Source organism: Massilia orientalis, from assembly GCF_030411975.2.
Classification (GTDB): domain Bacteria; phylum Pseudomonadota; class Gammaproteobacteria; order Burkholderiales; family Burkholderiaceae_D; genus Telluria; species Telluria orientalis.
In genome coordinates, this window is sequence record NZ_JASNRB020000030.1 from 18,527 (window position 1) to 37,739 (window position 19,213).

Sequence of the window (19,213 nt, forward strand, 5' to 3'; positions counted from 1 at the left end):
CGGCCTGAACTGATAAGATTTCCCGAGCGTAACTTTTTGTTCGATAAGGGGAATCGATGGAAGACCGCCTCGCCCGCCTGGAAACGGTCCAGGCCATGCTGCTGGGCATCGGGCACCTGTCCGCCAGCTGTACCGACGTCACCGAGTTCATCGGCGCCGTGCACCGCGCGCTGGGCCGCATCATGTATGCGGAGAACTTCTACGTCACGTTGGCCGAGCGGGAAGACGACACGGTCCGGTTCGTCTATTTCGTCGACTCGCGCGACGCGGGGCCGGGCCCCGACGAGCGCGTGACGCTCGCGTCGCCCGACGAATCGCCGACGGCCTGGGTCATGCTCAACAAGCAACCGCTCGTGGTGACGGGCGAAGAAATGCGGGCGCGCGAGAATGGCGGCGTCTGGGGCACGGGCAGCATCGCCGAGCACTGGATGGGTTGCCCGCTGCTCGACCAGCAGCACGAGGTCGTGGGCGCCATCGTCATCCAGAGCTACCTGCCCGAGTACACGTACAGCGAGGAAGACCAGGCGCTGTTCGCATTGATCGCCAACCACGTGTCGAACGCGCTGCAGGGCCTGCAGAGCATGGACCGCCTCGAGCGCGCCGTGCAGGAGCGCACGCGCGCGCTGGCGCGCGAGGTGGCCGAGCGCCGCCGCGCGGAACAGGTGCAGCATGCGCTGTACCAGATCGCGGACCTGTCGGCCTCCGCCATCGAGACCGACGTGCTGGCGGCCAGTCTGCACGCCATCATCGGCGAACTGATGATGGCGAAGAACTTCATCATCGCGCTCACGCATCCGGACACGGGCGAGATCAGCATCCCGTATTTTGCCGACGAAAAGGACGACGCGCCGCCGCAGCAGCGCTTCCCGTTCGGGATGGGCATGGTGTCGTACGTGCTGCAGACCAAGCAGGCGCAGCTCCACGACGCCGGCAGCTTCGCGCGCCTGCACGCGGCGGGCAAGGTGAAGCACCCGCTGGGGAACACGGACATCGCGAGCTGGATCGGCGCGCCGATGCTCGTCAACGACAAGGCGTACGGCGTGCTGGTCGTGCAGAGCTATGACCCGACCATCGTCTACACGAAGGCGGACCTGGACCTGATGGCCTTCATCTCCAGCCACGTGGCGGTGGCGATCGCGCGCATGCAGGCCGACCGCGCCATCCGCAAGGCCAAGGAACGCCTGGAACAGCAGAACGCCGCGCTCGAACAGGCGCTGCACCAGTTGCAGGAAGCGCAGACGGAACTGGTGCGCAAGGAAAAGCTCGCGTCGCTGGGCCAGATGGTGGCCGGCGTCGCGCACGAGATCAACACGCCGCTGGGCATCTGCGTGACGGCCACGAGCCACCTCGTGCAGGAACTCAAGCTCACGCGCGAGGAACTGGCGGCGGGGGAGATGACCCAGGACAGCCTGGAGGCGTTCTTCGACATCGTCGACCAGTCCCTGCGCATCATGACCACCAACACGCAGCGCGCCGCGGCGCTCGTGCGCAGTTTCAAGCAGGTCGCGGTGGACCAGTCTTCGGACGACGTCCGCACGTTCAATTTCGGCACGTATTTGAACGAGGTGCTGCTGTCGCTGCAGCCGAAGCTGAAGGGCCGGCCGCTGGAAGTCGCGGTCGACTGCCCGAAAGACCTGATGCTGGAGAGTTTTCCGGGCGCGGTGTCGCAGATCGTCACCAACATGGTCGTCAACTCGCTGATGCACGGCTTCGAGCGCGACCAGCCCGGCCACATCACGCTCCACGCGGCGCTCGACGGCGACCACGTCGTGTTCGACTACGCCGACGACGGCGTGGGCATGGATGCGGAGACGCTGGCCAAGCTGTTCGACCCGTTCTTCACGACGAAGCGCGGCAGCGGCGGCAGCGGCCTCGGTGGCCACATCCTGTACAACCTCGCGACGAATGTGCTGCAAGGCTCGCTGCGCGTGGAGAGCAGCCCGGGGCAGGGCCTGCGCTACCACTTGCGCTTTCCGCGCAAGACTTCTCGGCCCGAGTTGAAGCTGGCCTGACTAGCCGAGGATATCGGCGATCGCCGCGCACACGCGGTCCACGTCCGCTTCGTTCATCCCGCAGTGCAGGGGGATCGTGACGGTCTCCCGGCCGATCCGTTCCGCGTTCGGGAACTGGCCCTCGCGCCAGCCGAGGCTGCGGCCGAGCGTCGTCAGGTGCGACGGTTCGTACGACAGCCCCGTCGCGATCTCCCGTTCGCGCAGCGCGGCGCGAAAGCGTTGCCGCGTCGTCCCGAGCGCTTCGTACGGCAGCAGCACGCAGAACATGTTCCAGCTCTGGCCCGGCACGCCGCGCGGCGGCAGCACGGCGCCGTCGATGGCCGGGAACACGTCGAAATAGCGCTCGGCCAGGCGCTGGCGCTGCGCCAGGAAGGCGGGCAGTTGCGCGAGCTGGGCGAGGCCGATCGCGGCCGACACGTCCGACATGTTGTACTTGCCGCTCGCGACCGCGACGTCGCGCGTGTCGTCCGCCAGGCGCTCGATGCCGTGGAAGCGCAGCACCTCGATGCGCTTGGCCGTCGCGTCGTCGGGCACGACGATGGCGCCGCCCTCGATCGTCGTCATGTTTTTATTCGGGTGGAACGAGAACGTGGCGATGTCGCCGAAGCTGCCGATGGGCTGGCCCTTCCACGTCGAGCCCTGCACGAGCGCCGCATCCTCGATCACCCGCAGGCCGTGGCGCCGCGCCAGCGCGTACAGCGCGTCCATGTCGCCCAGGGCGCCGGGGAAGTGCGTGGGCACGATCGCCTTGGTGCGCGGCGTGATGGCGGCTGCCACCCGGTCGAGGTCGATCGCGCGCGTGACCAGGTCGCAGTCGACGAACACGGGCCGGGCGCCGACCTTGACGATCATGTTCATCGTCGAGAAGAAGCTTTGCGTGGACGTGATCACCTCGTCGCCGGGCTTGACGCCGCACGCCAGCAGCGCCAGTTCCATCGCCCCCGTGGCCGACGTCAGCGTGCGCGTCGGACGGCCGTCAAAGGTCCCGGACAGCGCGCGCTCGAACGCCAGGACGCGCGGGCCGCTGGCGATCCAGCCGCTCTTCATCGTGTCGGTCACGGCGGCGAGGGTGGCGTCGTCGAGCGCCGGTTGGGAAAAGTTCAGCAGGGCCATGGGCGTCCTTCGGGTGCGTTGTCGGACGGATATTCTAGTCTGCGCGGCGGAGCACCGTCATGGGTAGCCCAGGTCCAGGCCGAGCACCCTGGCAAGGGCGAAGGTAACGATCCCCAGGCCCACGAGGATCACCACGAAGAGTACGGCCACCTTGGCGCTCGTGCGCAGCACCGCGCGACTCTCCTGGGCTTTTCCCTTCTTTCCCTGGTCGTAATGCCACTTGATGGCGAAGAACATCCCCGTGGCTAGCACGAGAAACTTGAATACAACGAAGACTACAGGGATCCATTCCATGATTTTTGTGTTTGAACCATCGTCGAATACCCACATACTACGCAAAAGCAATCTCCATACATCGAGACAAAATGTCCCAGTTGAAATCCATACAAGATGACGATTTTCCCATCTGGTTGCCGCGCCTGTCCGTGCATGGCGGGCCGCGTTTCCTGCAGATTGCGGAGGCGTTGCAGGCGGCGGTGGCGGACGGATCGCTGAAACCGGGCGACCGGCTGCCTCCGCAGCGCCGGCTGGCGGCACAGCTGGACGTCGACCTGACGACGGTCACGCGCGCCTACGACGAAGCCAGGCGCCGCAACCTGCTGGAGGGCCGCGGCGCCCGCGGCACGTATGTCGCGGCGCCGAAAGTCGAATTGACGGCGATCCTCGACCTGAGCATGAACACCCCGCCGCCGCCGGACGGCGTGGACTTCGACGACATGTTGAAACAGGGTCTGTCGCAAGTGCTGATGCGGTCCGATAACGCAGCGCTGATGAATTACCACCTGGGCGGGGGCAGCGACTCCGACCGCAAGGCCGGCGCCGCGTGGCTCGCACCGATGTTCGGCCAGCCGGATGCACGCCAGGTCGTCGTCTGTCCGGGTGCGCAAGCCGCGATCGCCGCGCTGATCCTTGCGCTGACGGCGCCCGGCGATGTCATCCTGGCGGAGCCGACGACGTATCCCGGCCTGCTGGCCGCGGCCACCCAGTTCGGCCGGCAGGTCATTGCGGTGGAAGCGGACAGGCACGGGATGGTCCCGGAGATGCTCGAGGAAGCGTGCCGCCGGCACAAGCCCGGGCTGGTGTACCTCAATCCGACCTTGCAGAACCCGACCGCCGTCACCATGCCGGAACGCCGGCGCAAGGCGCTCGCCGGGATCGCGCAGCGCTGCCAGGCAAGCATCGTCGAGGACGATCCCTACTGGCGCCTTGCCGCGGCCCCGCCGCCGCCCGTAGCCACGTTTGCCCCGGACCAGGTGGTCTACATCTCGACCCTGTCGAAATGCCTGACGCCCGGCTTGCGGGTCGCCTTCGTGCTCGTACGCGACCCGCATGTACGCGAACGGTTCCTGGCCGCGCTCAGGTCATTCGCGCTGATGGTCGCGCCGCTGACGGCCGCGCTGGCCACGCAGTGGATCCTCGACGGTTCGGCGGACCGGTTGATGGAAGGCGTCCGCAACGAGGCGCGCCTGCGCCACCGGATGGCCCGGGATATCCTGGCGGGGCGGTACAGCGGGGCCGGGGACGGCCTGCATGTCTGGCTCGAGTTGCCGGCGTACTGGACCGCCTCGCAGCTAGCGCGCGCGGCCGACCGCGAGGGCATCGCCGTCACGCCGGCGGAGGCGTTCGCGACCGGCGGCGGGTCCGCGAATGCCATCCGGATCTCCCTGGGCAGCATCAAGGACCGCGGACGCTTGCAGGCGGGGCTTCAACGGCTCTCTCACCTGCTTGCGCGGCGGCCCGAGCCGTTCGGCGCTGCCGTGGTGTGACGTCTAGCCGGCGAACGTCGCGACGGCCGCCGGCCGCACCGGCGCCGGCCCGGTGTCGGCCACGGGTTTGTCGAACTCGAATCCGCCGGCTTCGCTGACTTCCCACGTCCCGTCGCCCACCAGCTTCAGCACGTGCGTGTGGTGACGCAGCACGGCTTCGCGGTGGGCGATGCTCACGAGGGTCGCGCCGCTGGCGCGCAGGCGCGCGTACAGCGCGGTTTCATTGGCGCTGTCGAGCGCGCTTGTCGCCTCGTCCAGGATGACGATCCGCGGCGCGTGCACCAGCACGCGGCCGAAGGCGAGACGCTGCTGCTCGCCGACCGACAGCAGCTTGCCCCAGTCGTGCACGGCGTCCAGGCCGCCCACGCGGTCTGCCAGTGCGGGCAGGTGCACCTGTTGCAGGATGTCGAGCAGCTGCTCGTCGCCCAGGTCGCGGTGCACGCTGGGATAGATGAGCTGGCTGCGCAGGGTGCCGGGCTGCAGATACGGCTGCTGCGGCAGGAAGAACACGTCTTCCAGCGGCGGATGCTGGATCGTGCCGCTGCCCGTGCGCCACAGCCCCGCGATCGCGCGCAGCAGCGAGCTCTTGCCGCAGCCGCTGGCGCCGGTGATCAACAGCGCGTCGCCGGGCTTCAACACGAGGCTCAGTTCCTTGATGAGGACGCGGTCCGATTGCGGCGGATGCAAGGTCACGGCTTCCAGCGCGAAGTGCGTGCCGGGCCGCATCGCGATGCGCGGCTGTCGATCGTCGGCGGCAGGCTGCGCACCGGGCAGCACGAGGTTGGACAGGGCTTGCAGGCGGCCGATGCCCGCCACGAAACGGCTGAGGCTCTCGAAGTTGTCGACGATGACGCCCACCGCGCCGAGCACGGCCGTAAAGGCGCCGGCGGCGCGCGTCGCGGCGCCCACTTCCAGTTCGCCCGACAGCACGCCGCCGGCCAGCAGCACGTAGGGCAGCACGACGGTGAGCTGGCTGAATGTGCGCTGGAAGAAATTCAGCGCGCGCTGTTTCCTGATCAGCCGCGCAAAGTTGCGGATGACCTTGTCGAAGCGGCTGTCGATGTGCGTGCGCTCCTGCGCTTCGCCCCGGTAGAACGCGATCGACTCGGCGTTTTCGCGCAGGCGCATCAGGCTGAAGCGGAAGTCGGCCTCGCGCCGCAGCTGCCAGAAATTCAGCTGGATCAGCGGACTGCCGAAGAAGTACAGGGCGACGATATTGCCCATCACCGCATAGGCCACGAGTACGGCGACGAGCAGGTGCGAGATCGACCACAGCACGGTGCAGAACGCGACCAGTTGCATGAGCGAGCCGAGGAAGATCAGCAGGAAATTGATCGACCGGCCCGTGAACGTGTTGATGTCCTCGCTGATGCGCTGGTCCGGATTGTCGATCTCGTTGCCGGCGCCCAGTGCGTAGTATTTGCGGTCCTGCAGATAGCCGTCGAGGAAGCGGCCGGTGAGCCAGCGCCGCCACTGGTTCGCGAACACGTCGCGCATGTAGTAATAAAAGGCGTAGGTCGGCACCGCGAACGCGAGGATGAACAGGCAGGCGCGCACCGCGGTCCAGAAGCGGTCGGCCTCCTTGCCCGCCAGTGCCGACGTCAATTCTCCGGTCTGGTTGTTCAGCATGACCGCGAGCTTGGTATCGACCAGCATCAGCACGATCAACAGCAGCAGCAGGGTCCAGGCCCTGCCTTTCTCATCGCCCAGCCAGTAGGGCCTGGCGACGTTGACGAAGTGCTTCCACGCGGCGAGCGACAGGGGGGCGGGCTTGGGCTGGGTCGGACCTTCGTCCGGAACGTGCGTGGTCATGATCGGTCTCTGCGGAAGTATTTACCGCCAGACTACGGCCACGCACCGGATCGTTCAGTGCGGAAACGGACATTAGGCCTTCACGAACAACTCGTCGAACCCCGTGGCCGGATCGAATTCGCGGCGGAAGCGGTGGCGCGGCAGCAGCGCCACCAGCACCTCGGCCGTCGTGCGCACGATGCAGCCGGGGCCGAGGTGGCCGCCGATGACGCGGCCGCCGTCGTCGGCCACGCTCGCGTGCAGGTGCGGGCCGTCCGGCGACAACGATCCGCCCAGCGTGAGGATTTCCAGGTCGCCGCGCAGTTCCGTGAATTCCGGCCGGCCCGCGAAGCGCAACCGGGCGACCGACAGGCTGCCGATGCCTTGCAGGACGAACGCGGCGTCCACATGGTGTTCCGCCACGAGGGCGTCGAGCACGGCGCGCAGGTCCTGGCCGGCGCCGATCCGTAGGGGCAGAGTCTGCATGGTGGTCTCCTTGATGCGGTCCATTCTACGCCAGCCTGGCTGCAACCAATAGTTTCCATATGGAAATTGCAATACGAGTGGAAACATCCGGTTTGCATTGCAAAAAAAAGAATGCTTATTGCAATTTTTGAATATTAATTTCTCAGTAAATACGGTTATGATTTCAAGGTTTCCTGAAGAGAACCGCGCAGATAAGCGGAGATTACACAAAGATGTCAACCAAGTTCATGATCGCGGCCGTGCTGGCCGTCACAATGTCCGGCTGCGCGGCGCTATCGCCGGTAACCGGAAATCACTACACGAGCCGCGACGGCAAGCTGGATATCCAGGGCGCGCTGATCGACTGCTCCGGCGTGCGCATCTTCGTCAACGGCGACAAGGTCATCGACGACCACGTGTCGCTGTTGCACGGCGACGGCAAGTTCGACGGCACCTGGCAGGGCAAGCAGGTCAGCGCCGACTGCAGCACGGCACCGGGCCGTACGGCGGGCGCGACCAGGTGCACGGTCGCCGTGGCCGGCGAGCACGTCACGCTGACGCTGTAAAGGTTCAGCGGTTGCCGGAGAGGTTGGCCAGCAATTCGACCAGCTGGTCGATCTCGTAGGGTTTGGCGAGGACCTGCACGCCCGGGATGACGGCGCGCTGGTCGGTGTAGCCCGTGGCGAGGACGACCGGCAGGCCGGGACGGCGCTCGTGCAGGATGCCGGCCAGGTCGATGCCGCTGACCTTGCCGGGCATGACGATGTCGGAAAACACGACGTCGGCGTCGAGGCCGGCGTCGAGCATGGCGAGCGCCTTGTCGCCGTCCGCCGCCACCATCACGTCGAAGCCGCAGTCTTCCAGGCCGCGCACGACCGCTTCGCGCACGAACGGATCGTCTTCGACGAACAGCACGCGCCCGCTGCCGTGCCCCGGCGCCTGGCCGTCGGTGCGCGCCGCCGTGGCCGACAGCGGTTGCAGCGAGCGCGGCAGGTAGATCTCGATGGTGGTGCCGGCGCCGACCGTGCTCGCCAGGGTCAGCCAGCCGCGCGACTGCGTGGCGAATGCGTAGGCCTGGGGCAGCCCGAGGCCGGAGCCCTGGCCCGGCGGTTTCGTCGTGAAGAACGGGTCGAGCGCGCGCGCCTGCACGTCGGGCGGCATGCCGATGCCCGTGTCCGTCACGCTCACGCACACGTAGTCGCCGCCCGTGCGTTCCATGGTCGGTTCGAGGATGCAGTTGCGCACGTCGACGGCGAGCCGGCCGCCGTCCGGCATGGCGTCGCGCGCATTGATCGCCAGGTTCAACAGGGCCAGGTCGAATTGCACGGGGTCGACGGTGACGGGCCACAGGTCGTCCCCGCAATGCACTTCCATGCGCGTGCCCTGGCGCAGCACGCCGCGCAGCAGCTGGACGGAGCCGCGCACCTGCTCGCCCGGGTCGACCGTCAGCAAACGCGCATCCTGCACGCGGCCGAACGACCCCAGGCGGGTGGTCAGCGCGGTGGCGCGGCTGACGGTGCGCTTGCACGTGTCGATCAGGCTCAGCACCTTGGGCTGGTTCGCCGTCAGGGACGCGAGCTGCAGCGCGGTCGTCAGCGTCTGCAGCAGGTTGTTGAATTCGTGCGCGATGCCGCCCGTGAGGCGGCCGAGGGCTTCCAGCTTCTGGCCGCGCACGAGGGCGCTCTGGGCGCGCTCGCTGGCCGCCACGGCTTCGGCCACGCGCTGCTCCAGGACGGCTTGCGCGGTCAGGATCTGGCGGCTCGCGTCGGCCATGCGCTGCGCCACGGCGTCGATCTCGACGATGCCCTGCGGCCGGTAGTGCACTTCGCGGCCGGCGCCCAGGTCCGCGGCGCTGCGGCCCAGGTATTCGATCGGGATGGCGGCGCGGCGCGCGAACCAGCGCGCGGCCACCGATGCCAGCACGAGCATGACGGCCATGATGGCCGCCAGGAAGGCCGCCGCATGCAGCGGCACGCGGCGCAGGTCTTCCGTCGGAATGCTGACGAGGACTTTCCAGTTCGACGAGGGCACGGTGCTGAAGAAGGCCTGCACGGGAATGCCGGCCAGGTTCCTGTTCGAGAACACGCCTTCGCGGTGGGCGGCGAACTGGGCCAGCGCCACGTCGCTGACCGAGCGGCCCCGGTACTGGTCCGGGTCGATCGAGCGCGCGATCAGCCGGCCGGTGCGGTCGACGATGGCGGCCTGCCAGTCGGGCGGGAAGCGCTGTTCACCCAGCAGCGCCTGCAGCTGGGCGGCGTTCATGCTCATGGCGAGGAAGTAGCGCAAGGTGCCGTCCACGTGCACCGGCACCTGGATGGCGACCGCATGGCGCTGGCTGAGCGAGGAGACGAACAGGTCGGAGACGAGGGTGCGGTCGGCGCCGTCCCGTTGCATCAGCGCGTCGAGGTTCGACGCGCGGCCGGGCGGCAGCGGCGCGCCCGGCGCGACCCGCGTGTTGAGCAGCTGGCGGCCGTCCCGGTCGAGCAGCAGGATCGCCGTCTCGCCGCGCGGCGCCACCGAATGGGCGTGGTGATAGAAGGTGTCGAGATCGCCGCGGGCCAGCGCGGGGGAATTCGCCAGCGTGCGCAGGATGCCTTCCCTGATCTCCAGTTCGTTGTCGACGAGGAGGGTGAAGGCGCGCACGGCTTCCTTGACGCTCGTTTCCTGGGCGCGCCGCTCTTCCTGATAGACATACCAGACGGCCAGTACCGCCGCGAGGAGGGCAGGGACCAGAATGGCCAGGATCAGGAGCAGCAGTCGGGTTCGGATACGCATGGGCCGGATGGCAGTCGGGACAGTATTGCCTCGAAGCTCTGCATACTACCTGACTCCGCCGGGATTGTCCCAGCGATGACATCGATTTCAGTCCGGCCAGCGCGCGTTGATCTCGGCGGCCTTGTCGAGGTTCTTGATGAGGATGTCGACGTAGTGCGGATCGAGGTGCTGGCCCGCCACGTCGCGCAGGTAGTCGCGCACCTGGTCGATCGGCCACGCCTTCTTGTACACGCGCTCGTGCGTGAGGGCATCGAACACGTCGGCCACGGCCACGATGCGGGCATACGGGTGGATGTCCTCGCCCTTCAGTCCCTGCGGATAACCGCTGCCGTCCCATTTCTCGTGGTGCTGGTGGGCGATCACGGCGGCCGCCTTCAGGATCGGGCGCTGCGAGCCGTCGAGGATCTGCAGGCCGATCGTCGGGTGCTGCTTCATGATGTCCCATTCCTCGGGCGTTAGGCGCCCCGGCTTGAGCAGCACGGCGTCCGGCGTCGCGATCTTGCCCACGTCGTGCATCGGCGCCGCATGCATCAGCACCGCCGTCTCGTCGTCGGACATGCCCGATTCCTGGGCCAGCAGGTGACACACCTGGGCCATGCGGCGTACGTGGTTGCCGGCTTCGTTCGAACGCGATTCGACGACGTCGCCCAGGCGCAGGATCAGCTCGGCCTGGGTATCGGTGATTTCCTGGTTCAGCAGGATGTTGTCGAAGGCGATGGCGACGCCCGAGCAAAAGACGTCGAGCAATTGAACATCGATCTCGTCGATTTCTTCCACGCCCTTGAGCACAAGCAGGGACGCCTTGCCGCTGCTGTTCGGGAAGTAGCCGACATAGGTGTCGCCGTGCAGCTTGGAGATGCGGTTGTGGCGTGCCTCGTCCAGCTGGGCGATCAGTTCCGGGCCGATGTCCTGGTCGCCGACGTCTCCGATGCGCGCGAGGATCTCGTACTGGCTCTCGCCCGTGATCACGCTGGCGCCGGCCACGCGCAGCAGCATGCTCTGCTCCAGGCGCAGCAGGGCGACGACCTGTTGCAGCAGGCCGCTGGCGAAATCTTTCAAATTGCGCTGCCTGAACAGATGCGTGGACGCGGAGATCACGCGCTCCAGGCCTTCGCGGTAATTCTGCTGGACGCGGCGGGCGTCTTCCACCTTCATGATGTCGCGGTAGGCGCGCAGGGCGGCGAACGTCGTCGTGAACAGCTTGGTGCGGTCGAGCTCCGTCTTTTCCTTGTAGTCGTTGATGTCGTAGTCGACGATCACGCGTTCCTCGGGCGCCTGGCCCGGCTGGCCCGTGCGCAGCACGATGCGGGTGAACTGGTTGTCCAGCTCCTGGCGCATCCAGCGCGCCACTTCCAGGCCGCTATCCTCGCGCTCCATGACGACGTCGAGGAACACCAGCGCGATGTCCTTCTCGCGCGCCAGGATGGCCTTGGCCTCGGCGCCGCTGTAGGCGTGCAGGAACGACAGGCTGCGGCCGTCGAGGCGGAAGCGGGAGAGCGTCAGCTTGGTGATGTCATGGATGTCCGGTTCGTCGTCGACGAGCAGTACTTTCCATGGTGCTAGCTTCGGCGCGGCGGATGACAGGAAGGACATTTGACGATCTCACGAGGTTTTTGAGGTAAGGCAGCACGGTCCGAAATAATTGTAGTATGAGCAGTGACCATTAACAACAAGAAATATTAATGACGCACTGCAAAAAGTCACAATGTCGCAACGTGTCGTTTCCCTGTCGTTTCCGCCTTATTCATGCAGCTTTTGGCAGCGCTCGCACCAGAAGCTGCGGCGGTTCGTCTTGCCCAGGTTCGCTTTGTGGAAGGGGATATGGCAGCGGGGGCAGGTTTTCTGGTTGTGCGCGAGCCAGTGTTTCTTGAGCGTGAACGCTTTTTTCCACTCGAGGAAGTCGAAGCTGTACTGGCGCGCTTCGTGCACGAGGGCGCGCAGCTTGGCCGGCGGCAGCGCGCCGACCCTGGACCGCGGATCGATCCGGATGCGGAACAGCACCTCGTTCTTGATGATATTGCCGACGCCGGCGAAGATGTCCTGGTCGAGCAGGGCGTCACAGGCGAGCGTGTCCGGCGCTGCACGGAGCTTCTTGCGCGCCAACGCCGGATCCCATGCATCCGACATGACGTCCGCGGCCCAGTCGTAGTACGCGTCGATGTCGCAGTCGATCTCCTTGACCGAGCAGGCGTAGAAGTTGAGCTCGCCGCCGTCCGCGAAGCCGAGCGACAGGCGCGGCGGCTTGTCGCGCCGCTCGTTCACGCGGTATGTGCCGAACAGGAGAAAATGGATGCGCACGACCATCGTCGGCATCTGGATGAGGAAATGCTTGCCCCACGTGCGCAGCGCGACGACGGGCTGGCCGATGAGGCGCGTCGTGTCGATGGCCCAGGTATTGCCCTCGGCACGCACGATTTCCTGGCCCACGAACAGGGCCGTCTGCTCTTTCAAGATGACCAGCGACGGGCCTTCCGGCATGATGCTTCCTCGCTTGCGTTGTCCCGTTCGGGATTGTGCTGTGCAAGAGCCCGGGACACCTGTGCGCGGACTAACATTTCGATACAAACTAAGACGAATCGATAACGGACCCGGCATGGAAACCGGCGTATAAGAATGAGGTATAAACGGTTGTATTGGATGACGACGAAAGGAAGAACATCATGAAAGCGTTCATGAAAACGATGGCCCTGGCGGGCCTGCTGGCGCTGGCAGCGGGCAGTGCGTCCGCCGCGGTCAACGTCACGTGGGTGCACCCCGAGAATTTCCACGACCTGCCGTTCCCGGGCTGGGAACGCAAGGAGATGCTGGACCAGATCACCGACCACTTCGTGAAGCTGGGCGCGAACCTGCCGCCGGGCGAGGACCTGCGCATCGAAATCACGGATTTCGACCCGGCCGGCCGCCTCATTCCGAGTACCCGGCTGGGCCGCGACCTGCGCGTGATGACCGGCCGCGCGGACTGGCCGCGCATGGAGCTGAACTATGCGATCGAGCAGAACGGCCAGGTGATCAAGAGCGGCCAGTCGCAGCTGCAGGACATGAATTACCAGCAGACGTTCAGCCACTACTTTGATTCGGAGCCGTATCGCTACGAGAAGCAGATGATCGACGACTGGTTCGACAAGACCATCGCGCCGATCCAGAAGAAACGGCGCTGATTCACTGTCACTTGTCGGGGCGGCCGATCCTGTCGCGCCAGCGGCCGCCCGCTTCGCGCACCGTGTAATCGGCCGGCACGGTGAAGAGCGCCGGCGCGGGTTCCTCGCGCTTGATGTTCTCGAGCCGGAACACGACGTCGCCGCTGCGCGGGTCGCTGTGTTTCGTGTAGACCGTCACCTGCAGGTCGGGCGCCGTCCACGTCTCGTCCGCGACGACGATCGCATTGCGGTTGCCGATCGCGCCGGCCGGGATCTCGTAGCTGCGCAGCTTGCCCTCGGCCTTGATGCCGCCGAAATCGCGCGTGCCCAGGTCCTTCGTCGCCGCCTTCGTCGACCATTTGACGTCGGCGAACGCGCCGTTCATCAGCGGCGCCACCTGCATCTGCATGTCGCGCAGCGCCGTGCCGTTCTCCGCCAGCGCCCGCGACACCTGGATGCGCACGTCGCGCTGGATGCGTTGCCGTTCGGCGTCGTCGATCCCTTGCACGCGCTTGACGATGATGTCCTGGCTGCCGGCGGGCAGCGTGCCGTCCTTGCGCATCTGGTCGACTTTCGCCCGCGCCGCATCGGCCGCGGCGCGCGCCGTTGCTCCCGGATTGATCCTGACGGCCGTGCGGTTCTGCGGGTGCAGGATCAGGTTCGTGCCGCTCACCGGATCGTTGATCGTGACGGTGACGACGTCGCCCTTGTCGTCGCGGATTTCCTGGCGGGTGCGGCCGGCGCTGTCGCGGTACGTCATGGTGGTGCGGCGCGTGGCGATCTGGTTGCCGTCGGCCAGCGCCTGCGCGAACTCCGTCACCATCTGCGCACTGTAGGGCGCGGTCTTGACGATGTTCGAGCGCATCACGGCGGCGCCGGTGCGCGCGTCGACGTTCATGCTATCGAAGTGGAACGTCATGGCGCCGTCGGACGCGCGGCCCTGGGTATCCTCGGCCAGCGCCGGGGCGAACAGGCCGGCCAGCAGGGCGGCGATCACAACATGTTTGGTAGTCATGGCATCCTCTTTCGTTATTGAATGGCACTCAGGCGCAGGGCAAGCGGCTGGCCGTCGGCCGCGACGAGCATCTCGGCCCGGACGGAATCGCCCGCGTTTTCGGGCGTCAGCGGCACGCCCAGCGCGGCCAGGCTCGTGCGCGGCACATCGGTGGCGACCATGCGCGGCGCCGGTTCCGCGGCGATGCGCTCGGCCGAATCCAGTGCGATGAACACGCCGTTGCCGTCGAGCGCGACGAGCGCGCCGGCGCGGCCGTCCTCGACCGGGTGCGGCGCCCGCACGGCGAACGCCAGCACGAGCGCCCCTGCCACGACGCCCCCGGCCAGCGCGGCGGGACGCACGGCCAGCCTGTGATACCAGCGGCGCTTCGGCGGGTGCAGCTTCGCGAACGCCTGCAGCAATTCCTTCTCGACGCCGCGCGGGGCGTCCAGCCGGCCCACCTCGGCGCGCAGGGCGTCGAACAGGGGATCGCGGTCGGTCGTGTTTCGAATGTCCATGATGACTATCCTTTCATGCTGCGCCGGCCGTGGCGCGCCAGCCGGCCAGGCGCTTCGCGAGCGCCGCCCGGCCGCGCGACAGGCGCGAACGCACGGTGCCGATGTCGACCTGGCAGATGTCGGCGATCTCGGCGTACGACAGGTCGTGCATCTCGTACAGGATGACGGCGTCGCGGTAGTGCGGGGCCAGCAGCGCCAGCGCGCGCCGCACTTCCTCGGCGGCCTCGTTGTCCAGCAGGCGCGCCAGCGGACAGGCCGCGTCGTCCGGCAGCTCGTCGTCGCCGTCGTCGCCGCCGTCCAGCACCACGTGGCGCTGGTGTGCCGTCTCGTTTTTCAGGATCAGGTTGCGCGCCACGCCGAACAGGAAGTGCTGCAACTGTCCGCGCAGCGGATCGAAGCGGAACCGATCCGTCAGCAGGCCCATGAACGTTTCCTGGACCACGTCGGCGGCCGTGTCCGCCGAGCCGCAGCGCAGCAGCGCGAAGCGGTACAGCGGACCCTGGTGGCGCCGGTACAAGGCCGCGAAGGCGTCGGCGGCGCCGCTGCGCGTCTGGCGCAGCAGGTCGGTGTCAGTGGTTGGTGTGGTCATGGGTCATTGTCTTTACCCATATTCCAGCGGGAGGGGGAGAAAGTTCCAGCTATTTCGCGCGCGTTCAGTCGATCCAGTTCACCCGGTCGAACTTGCCGCGGAAGTCTTCCGGCATGGCGACGACCTGGCTCGTCTTGTAGTTGAAGAAAACGAAGCCCTGCTTGGCCATCGCGACGAGGGTCTTGTCCTTGGGACGGGTGACCCGGAAGATGATGTCGCCGCCATACTTGTTGAAGTCCATGACGCCCACTTCGAACAGCAGCTGGTCGCGCGCATGCGCTTCGGCGCGGTAGGTCGTCGCGAGGTCCGTCACGATGATGCCCGTGCCGTCGCCCTCCGTTTCCGAGACGCCGTATTCGAACAGGAAGCGGGCCCGTGCCTCGGAGATCATCGAGATCATCGAGTCGTTGCCCAGGTGGTTGCCGGCATTGATGTCGGTGACGCGCACCGTCAGCAAGGTCGTGTAGTAGTACTGGTCTTCGGGGAAGGTGAGTATCAGTCGTGCCATGTGTGCATATTACCCGATTCGGGTAGCGTGTCCGGTTGAAGAAATTCGACGAGCGTCAACGCGTCAAACGATAGATCAGCAATGCCGCGCGCACGGCACCCCGTTCGATCGAGCCCACGTCCAGGTCTTCGTTCGGCGAGTGGGCGCCGTTGCCGCTCGCGCCGAGGCCGTCGAGGCTGTCGAGGAGCGGCGCCACGAACTGGATGTCGCCCGCGCCGCGCGCTTCCGCCGGCAAGGGGGCGATCGTCCCAAGCCCGGCATCCTGGCTGGCGCGCGAATACAGGTCCAGCACTTTCAGGTTGCCGGGTGTCACGGCCATCGGCGGATAGGAATCGTGGAACGCGATGGTGGCGCTGGTGCCGGGCAGGTTCTGCGCGACGATGTCCCGCATGCGTGCTTGCGCGCGGTCGCGTTGCGGGTAGTCCAGGTAGCGCAGGTCGGCCTTCACGGTGGCCGTGTTGGCAATCACGTTGGTCTTGCCGAATGCGGTGCCGCGCGAGGTGGCCTCGTCGAACGCGACCTCGGTGCCGCCCAGGATCACGCCCGGATTGAACGTGAGGCCCGGCTCGATGACCTGCTGGCGGAAGGCGTCCAGGATGCGCGCCGTCTCGTACACGGCGCCATAGCCGTTGGCGCCGAACACGGCCATCGAATGGCCCTGGCGCGCCTTGACTTCCAGCTCCCACGTGGCCGTCGCGCGCCGGCCCACGGTGGCGGTCGCCTGGCCATTCTTGTCGGGGATGCTGCCCTCGAAGCTGAGGGCGACGTCGCTGCGCTTGGCGAGCTCCACCATGTCGCCGCGCGACACGCTCTTCGGATTCCCCGCTTCTTCCTCGTCGCCCGTGAACATGACGGCGATGCGCGTGCCGTCGAGGGCGCCCACGCGGTGCAGCGCGCGCAAGGCTTCGATGACGATCACGTCGCCGCCTTTCATGTCGGACACGCCCTGGCCGCGGACCTTGTCGCCGTCGCGCTTCCACATGGGCACGTCGGAACCGGGCTCGAACACGGTGTCGAGGTGACCGAGCAGCAGCAGGCGCTTGCCGCGGTTGCCGTCGCGCGTGGCGACGAGGTGGCCGGCGCGGCGCATCCCGGGCGGCAGCTCGATCCAGCGCGTGGTAAAGCCGAGGGCGTCGAACTGCTTGCGGAACAGGGCGCCCACGTCGCGCACGCCGCGGGTATTCATCGTGCCGCTGTTGATGAGGACGCTCTGCTCGAGCAGGGCGAGCGCTTGCGGCGCATGCGCCTTGATCTCCGCGACGATTTTTTGCTCGGTCGGGTCGAGCCCGTCGGCCCGCGCCGTTTGTAAGTACGCCAGTGCTGTCAGCGCCAGCAGCGCCCCGGTGATCCTGCGCATCGTCATCTTTCTCAAAACAATGGTGCTCAACTGTACACCGATTCAGGCCGCTTGCGCGTCCAGACGCTGGTTGCTGACCTGCTCGGTCTGTGAATGGATCAGGCCGTCGACCACTTCGTAGATCGCCACGAGGTCGACCTTGCCCGGGCCTTCCGGGAACGTGTGGCCGACGACTTCGTGGTCGATGACGATGTTGCCCATTACGGCGCGTTGCAACAGGTGCGCGTGCAGGTCCGGTTCGTCGAAGCGGGTGGCGAAGCGCGGGCGCATCTCCGCGTGGCCTGTCGCGAGCAGGGTGGCCGGCAGCGCGTACTGGCGGGCGTCCGGGGCATAGGTGGCGAGCAGCGCGTCGAGGTCGCGGGCGTTGTAGGCGTCGAGCTGGCGCTGGACGACGGCTTCGGGGGAGGTGGGCAAGGTATGCATGGCAGGGAGGATTCTGCCATGGAATCCGCTTCAGGGTTTCGGGTCGGTCGGGTAGGGCGGCCGCTTGCGCATCTTGCGCACGACGCCGTCACGGCCCAGCAGCAGCACCAGTTCCATGTGCCCGCCGGCCGCCGGGGCGGTGTACAACCACGTCTCCATGCCGGAATCGAAGACGACCGTCTTCGTGGGCCCGAACGCGGCCAGCAGCTCGGCACGCGTCGTGCGGCCGGGGACGACGAGCTGGTCGAAGCGGGACTCGGGCACGCTCGTGCCGGGTTCCGGCGCGCGCGTGGCGCAGCCGGACAACAAGATGGCCGCCAGCACGAGGCGCAGTGTCATGGCGCATCCTCCATGGTCTCGAAGCTGACGAGCGTGTCGTCCGGCCAGCTGCGGTCCCAGATCGGCGCATAGTACGTGCGGTCGAGCAGCACCTGGCAGTCGCAGAACGGCAGCATGTCGCGCGTCTGGTCGCCGCCCGCGTACAGGAAACGGAACGGCAGGATTTCCGTGCGCTCGCCCGCGCGCAGCGTCACGGCGAACACGGGACGCTCGTTGAAAAAGAGGAAATTGCCGTCGGGGCTGTTGCATACCTGTTCGGGACGCGTGAGGGCGTTCGAGATCCAGCCGAACAGGGGCGAGCTGTTCGACACGAGCCCGGCTTCCATGCCGACGAGACACTCCAGGCGCAAGTCGCCCAGCCGGCGCGTGCCGGGCGGCAGGCCCGGTGTCATGACTTGCGCGCGCCATGTCATGCTCGTCGTCTTGCGGTTGGCGACGACGGCCGCGTCTTCCTGCAACGCATGTTCATTGCGCGGCAGCGTAAAACTGTTGTCGGGCGCGACCGGGACGGGCACCGCGATGTGGTCGCCGATGACGCGCAGCGTGATGCCGTGCATGTCCACGGTCGGCGAACGGGGCAGCAGGCGGAAGCGCAACGTGGCCTGCGGCGCCAGCGCATGCTCGCGCTGGAACCGCTCCATGCCGCGGATCATTTTTCGATACGACTTGTCGACCGGGTCGCGCGTGTACGTGACCGTGACGGTCTGGATACCTTGATCCGCCGGTGCCGTCTGCGCCGGGGCCGTGCCCCACAGCGCACCCAGCAGCAACGGCACCATCCGCGCGACGGCCCGGCGCATGGTCACCAGTACCGCACGCGGCCGACGTCCATGTGCACGAACTGCGAGTCGGGGTAATAGCCGACCCCGCCCGCCTTTTGCGCCATCGCGATCTTGTGCAGCTTGGCCAGGTCCTGGCCGGGAATGCGCACGTCGATCGCCTTGCCTTCCATGTGCAGGCTGTGCTTCGCCACGCCGCCCGTCTTTTCGTGCAGCATCTCGTTCGTTTCCGGCGAGCGATAACCCGAGATCACGTGTACGGTCGGGTGGTTGCCGTACTGGGCGCTGATGCGGTCCAGCAAGACGAGCAGTTTCGGATCGATGGCCGAGATCTTGTTGTTGCGGTGGTCGCGCAGCAGTTTATTGATGTCCTGCATCGCCTCGGGGATGAACTCGCCCTCGGCCCAGAAAATGGTGCGCAGGCTTTCGCCCGTGTGCGTGTTGTACAGGCGCACGATGCGCTCGTTCGGCGCCACAGGGGAGACGGGCGCATCCGGCAGGGTCTTGGCGCTGGTCCGGATGGCGGGGGCACCGAGTACCGATGCGAGGACGGCGGAACTTTTGAGGAAAGAGCGTCGCTGATTCATGAGCTTCTCCTTGCTGATTGCCAGCCTCAATGATACGCCCCACGCATGATTCTTGCAGCG

At 66.7% G+C, this 19,213-nt stretch carries 20 protein-coding genes; 4 read left to right on the top strand and 16 right to left on the bottom strand.

The window, feature by feature from the left end:
- Positions 1 to 56 precede the first annotated feature (56 nt).
- Positions 57 to 2,012, top strand: a complete 1,956-nt coding sequence (locus QPK29_RS29895) for a GAF domain-containing sensor histidine kinase (protein WP_056126818.1) — start codon at positions 57 to 59, stop codon at positions 2,010 to 2,012.
- Here the strand turns inward: QPK29_RS29895 and QPK29_RS29900 are convergent, their stop codons facing one another.
- Positions 2,013 to 3,125, bottom strand: coding sequence for a DegT/DnrJ/EryC1/StrS family aminotransferase (locus tag QPK29_RS29900; RefSeq protein WP_371772041.1), 1,113 nt, complete (start codon positions 3,123 to 3,125; stop codon positions 2,013 to 2,015).
- 57 nt (positions 3,126 to 3,182) lie between these two features.
- Positions 3,183 to 3,419 carry a hypothetical protein gene (locus QPK29_RS29905; RefSeq protein WP_371772040.1) on the bottom strand — a complete coding sequence of 79 codons (237 nt, stop codon included), beginning with the start codon at positions 3,417 to 3,419 and terminating at the stop codon, positions 3,183 to 3,185.
- Between the two features lie 71 nt (positions 3,420 to 3,490).
- On the opposite strand from QPK29_RS29905, the gene QPK29_RS29910 reads away from it, so the two are divergent.
- Complete coding sequence (locus QPK29_RS29910) at positions 3,491 to 4,891, top strand: aminotransferase-like domain-containing protein (RefSeq protein ID WP_200949007.1); 1,401 nt, start codon at positions 3,491 to 3,493, stop codon at positions 4,889 to 4,891.
- Positions 4,892 to 4,894: 3 nt separating this feature from the next.
- Here the strand turns inward: QPK29_RS29910 and QPK29_RS29915 are convergent, their stop codons facing one another.
- Both QPK29_RS29915 and QPK29_RS29920 read right to left on the bottom strand, forming a co-directional pair.
- Complete coding sequence (locus QPK29_RS29915) at positions 4,895 to 6,703, bottom strand: ABC transporter ATP-binding protein/permease (protein WP_371772039.1); 1,809 nt, start codon at positions 6,701 to 6,703, stop codon at positions 4,895 to 4,897.
- Between the two features lie 72 nt (positions 6,704 to 6,775).
- Positions 6,776 to 7,168, bottom strand: coding sequence for a PPC domain-containing DNA-binding protein (locus tag QPK29_RS29920; RefSeq protein WP_056126851.1), 393 nt, complete (start codon positions 7,166 to 7,168; stop codon positions 6,776 to 6,778).
- A gap of 212 nt (positions 7,169 to 7,380) precedes the next feature.
- On the opposite strand from QPK29_RS29920, the gene QPK29_RS29925 reads away from it, so the two are divergent.
- Complete coding sequence (locus tag QPK29_RS29925; RefSeq protein WP_056126820.1) at positions 7,381 to 7,713, top strand: hypothetical protein; 333 nt, start codon at positions 7,381 to 7,383, stop codon at positions 7,711 to 7,713.
- 4 nt (positions 7,714 to 7,717) lie between these two features.
- On the opposite strand, the gene QPK29_RS29930 is transcribed toward QPK29_RS29925, so the two are convergent.
- The 3 genes from QPK29_RS29930 to QPK29_RS29940 all read right to left on the bottom strand — a co-directional run bounded on the left by QPK29_RS29930 (position 7,718) and on the right by QPK29_RS29940 (position 12,400).
- Entirely contained in the window at positions 7,718 to 9,922 is a 2,205-nt protein-coding gene (locus QPK29_RS29930) for a hybrid sensor histidine kinase/response regulator (RefSeq protein ID WP_056330094.1), read from the bottom strand.
- Between the two features lie 87 nt (positions 9,923 to 10,009).
- Positions 10,010 to 11,515 (bottom strand): HD domain-containing phosphohydrolase, encoded by a 1,506-nt coding sequence (locus tag QPK29_RS29935; RefSeq protein ID WP_371772038.1) that lies wholly within the window; start codon positions 11,513 to 11,515, stop codon positions 10,010 to 10,012.
- 147 nt (positions 11,516 to 11,662) lie between these two features.
- Positions 11,663 to 12,400, bottom strand: a complete 738-nt coding sequence (locus QPK29_RS29940) for a DNA-formamidopyrimidine glycosylase family protein (protein WP_371772037.1) — start codon at positions 12,398 to 12,400, stop codon at positions 11,663 to 11,665.
- Positions 12,401 to 12,582: 182 nt separating this feature from the next.
- On the opposite strand from QPK29_RS29940, the gene QPK29_RS29945 reads away from it, so the two are divergent.
- Positions 12,583 to 13,080, top strand: a complete 498-nt coding sequence (locus QPK29_RS29945) for a DUF3016 domain-containing protein (RefSeq protein WP_229412269.1) — start codon at positions 12,583 to 12,585, stop codon at positions 13,078 to 13,080.
- A gap of 7 nt (positions 13,081 to 13,087) precedes the next feature.
- Here QPK29_RS29945 and QPK29_RS29950 read toward each other — a convergent pair whose 3' ends face one another.
- The 9 genes from QPK29_RS29950 to QPK29_RS29990 all read right to left on the bottom strand — a co-directional run bounded on the left by QPK29_RS29950 (position 13,088) and on the right by QPK29_RS29990 (position 19,153).
- Positions 13,088 to 14,074 (bottom strand): hypothetical protein, encoded by a 987-nt coding sequence (locus QPK29_RS29950; RefSeq protein WP_082579122.1) that lies wholly within the window; start codon positions 14,072 to 14,074, stop codon positions 13,088 to 13,090.
- A gap of 14 nt (positions 14,075 to 14,088) precedes the next feature.
- Entirely contained in the window at positions 14,089 to 14,571 is a 483-nt protein-coding gene (locus QPK29_RS29955; RefSeq protein ID WP_056126826.1) for a hypothetical protein, read from the bottom strand.
- Between the two features lie 13 nt (positions 14,572 to 14,584).
- Positions 14,585 to 15,160: an RNA polymerase sigma factor gene (locus tag QPK29_RS29960; RefSeq protein ID WP_371772036.1), complete on the bottom strand. Its 576-nt coding sequence runs from the start codon at positions 15,158 to 15,160 to the stop codon at positions 14,585 to 14,587.
- Between the two features lie 64 nt (positions 15,161 to 15,224).
- A complete protein-coding gene (locus QPK29_RS29965) occupies positions 15,225 to 15,668 on the bottom strand; it encodes a thioesterase family protein (RefSeq protein WP_036237916.1) in 444 nt (147 codons plus the stop codon).
- A 55-nt stretch (positions 15,669 to 15,723) separates the two neighbouring features.
- A complete protein-coding gene (locus tag QPK29_RS29970; RefSeq protein WP_400189886.1) occupies positions 15,724 to 17,025 on the bottom strand; it encodes a M20/M25/M40 family metallo-hydrolase in 1,302 nt (433 codons plus the stop codon).
- Positions 17,026 to 17,067: 42 nt separating this feature from the next.
- The gene (locus tag QPK29_RS29975) at positions 17,068 to 17,448 is read right to left on the bottom strand and encodes a nuclear transport factor 2 family protein (protein ID WP_371772034.1); all 381 of its coding nucleotides are present in this window, start codon (positions 17,446 to 17,448) and stop codon (positions 17,068 to 17,070) included.
- A 30-nt stretch (positions 17,449 to 17,478) separates the two neighbouring features.
- Positions 17,479 to 17,787, bottom strand: coding sequence for a hypothetical protein (locus QPK29_RS29980; protein WP_371772033.1), 309 nt, complete (start codon positions 17,785 to 17,787; stop codon positions 17,479 to 17,481).
- Positions 17,784 to 18,587 (bottom strand): hypothetical protein, encoded by an 804-nt coding sequence (locus QPK29_RS29985; protein ID WP_371772032.1) that lies wholly within the window; start codon positions 18,585 to 18,587, stop codon positions 17,784 to 17,786. The genes QPK29_RS29980 and QPK29_RS29985 overlap by 4 nt, the downstream gene beginning before the upstream one ends.
- 2 nt (positions 18,588 to 18,589) lie before the next feature.
- Positions 18,590 to 19,153, bottom strand: coding sequence for a DUF882 domain-containing protein (locus tag QPK29_RS29990; RefSeq protein WP_056126832.1), 564 nt, complete (start codon positions 19,151 to 19,153; stop codon positions 18,590 to 18,592).
- Between the last annotated feature and the right edge of the window lie 60 nt (positions 19,154 to 19,213).

Excerpts from the sequence above, each read along its gene's own strand:
- QPK29_RS29895 (WP_056126818.1), top strand. The coding sequence starts at position 57 with ATGGAAGACCGCCTCGCCCGCCTGGAAACGGTCCAGGCCATGCTGCTG.
- QPK29_RS29900 (WP_371772041.1), bottom strand. The coding sequence starts at position 3,125 with ATGGCCCTGCTGAACTTTTCCCAACCGGCGCTCGACGACGCCACCCTC.
- QPK29_RS29905 (WP_371772040.1), bottom strand. The coding sequence starts at position 3,419 with ATGGAATGGATCCCTGTAGTCTTCGTTGTATTCAAGTTTCTCGTGCTA.
- QPK29_RS29910 (WP_200949007.1), top strand. The coding sequence starts at position 3,491 with ATGTCCCAGTTGAAATCCATACAAGATGACGATTTTCCCATCTGGTTG.
- QPK29_RS29915 (WP_371772039.1), bottom strand. The coding sequence starts at position 6,703 with ATGACCACGCACGTTCCGGACGAAGGTCCGACCCAGCCCAAGCCCGCC.
- QPK29_RS29920 (WP_056126851.1), bottom strand. The coding sequence starts at position 7,168 with ATGCAGACTCTGCCCCTACGGATCGGCGCCGGCCAGGACCTGCGCGCC.
- QPK29_RS29925 (WP_056126820.1), top strand. The coding sequence starts at position 7,381 with ATGTCAACCAAGTTCATGATCGCGGCCGTGCTGGCCGTCACAATGTCC.
- QPK29_RS29930 (WP_056330094.1), bottom strand. The coding sequence starts at position 9,922 with ATGCGTATCCGAACCCGACTGCTGCTCCTGATCCTGGCCATTCTGGTC.
- QPK29_RS29935 (WP_371772038.1), bottom strand. The coding sequence starts at position 11,515 with ATGTCCTTCCTGTCATCCGCCGCGCCGAAGCTAGCACCATGGAAAGTA.
- QPK29_RS29940 (WP_371772037.1), bottom strand. The coding sequence starts at position 12,400 with ATGCCGGAAGGCCCGTCGCTGGTCATCTTGAAAGAGCAGACGGCCCTG.
- QPK29_RS29945 (WP_229412269.1), top strand. The coding sequence starts at position 12,583 with ATGAAAGCGTTCATGAAAACGATGGCCCTGGCGGGCCTGCTGGCGCTG.
- QPK29_RS29950 (WP_082579122.1), bottom strand. The coding sequence starts at position 14,074 with ATGACTACCAAACATGTTGTGATCGCCGCCCTGCTGGCCGGCCTGTTC.
- QPK29_RS29955 (WP_056126826.1), bottom strand. The coding sequence starts at position 14,571 with ATGGACATTCGAAACACGACCGACCGCGATCCCCTGTTCGACGCCCTG.
- QPK29_RS29960 (WP_371772036.1), bottom strand. The coding sequence starts at position 15,160 with ATGACCACACCAACCACTGACACCGACCTGCTGCGCCAGACGCGCAGC.
- QPK29_RS29965 (WP_036237916.1), bottom strand. The coding sequence starts at position 15,668 with ATGGCACGACTGATACTCACCTTCCCCGAAGACCAGTACTACTACACG.
- QPK29_RS29970 (WP_400189886.1), bottom strand. The coding sequence starts at position 17,025 with ATGCGCAGGATCACCGGGGCGCTGCTGGCGCTGACAGCACTGGCGTAC.
- QPK29_RS29975 (WP_371772034.1), bottom strand. The coding sequence starts at position 17,448 with ATGCATACCTTGCCCACCTCCCCCGAAGCCGTCGTCCAGCGCCAGCTC.
- QPK29_RS29980 (WP_371772033.1), bottom strand. The coding sequence starts at position 17,787 with ATGACACTGCGCCTCGTGCTGGCGGCCATCTTGTTGTCCGGCTGCGCC.
- QPK29_RS29985 (WP_371772032.1), bottom strand. The coding sequence starts at position 18,587 with ATGCGCCGGGCCGTCGCGCGGATGGTGCCGTTGCTGCTGGGTGCGCTG.
- QPK29_RS29990 (WP_056126832.1), bottom strand. The coding sequence starts at position 19,153 with ATGAATCAGCGACGCTCTTTCCTCAAAAGTTCCGCCGTCCTCGCATCG.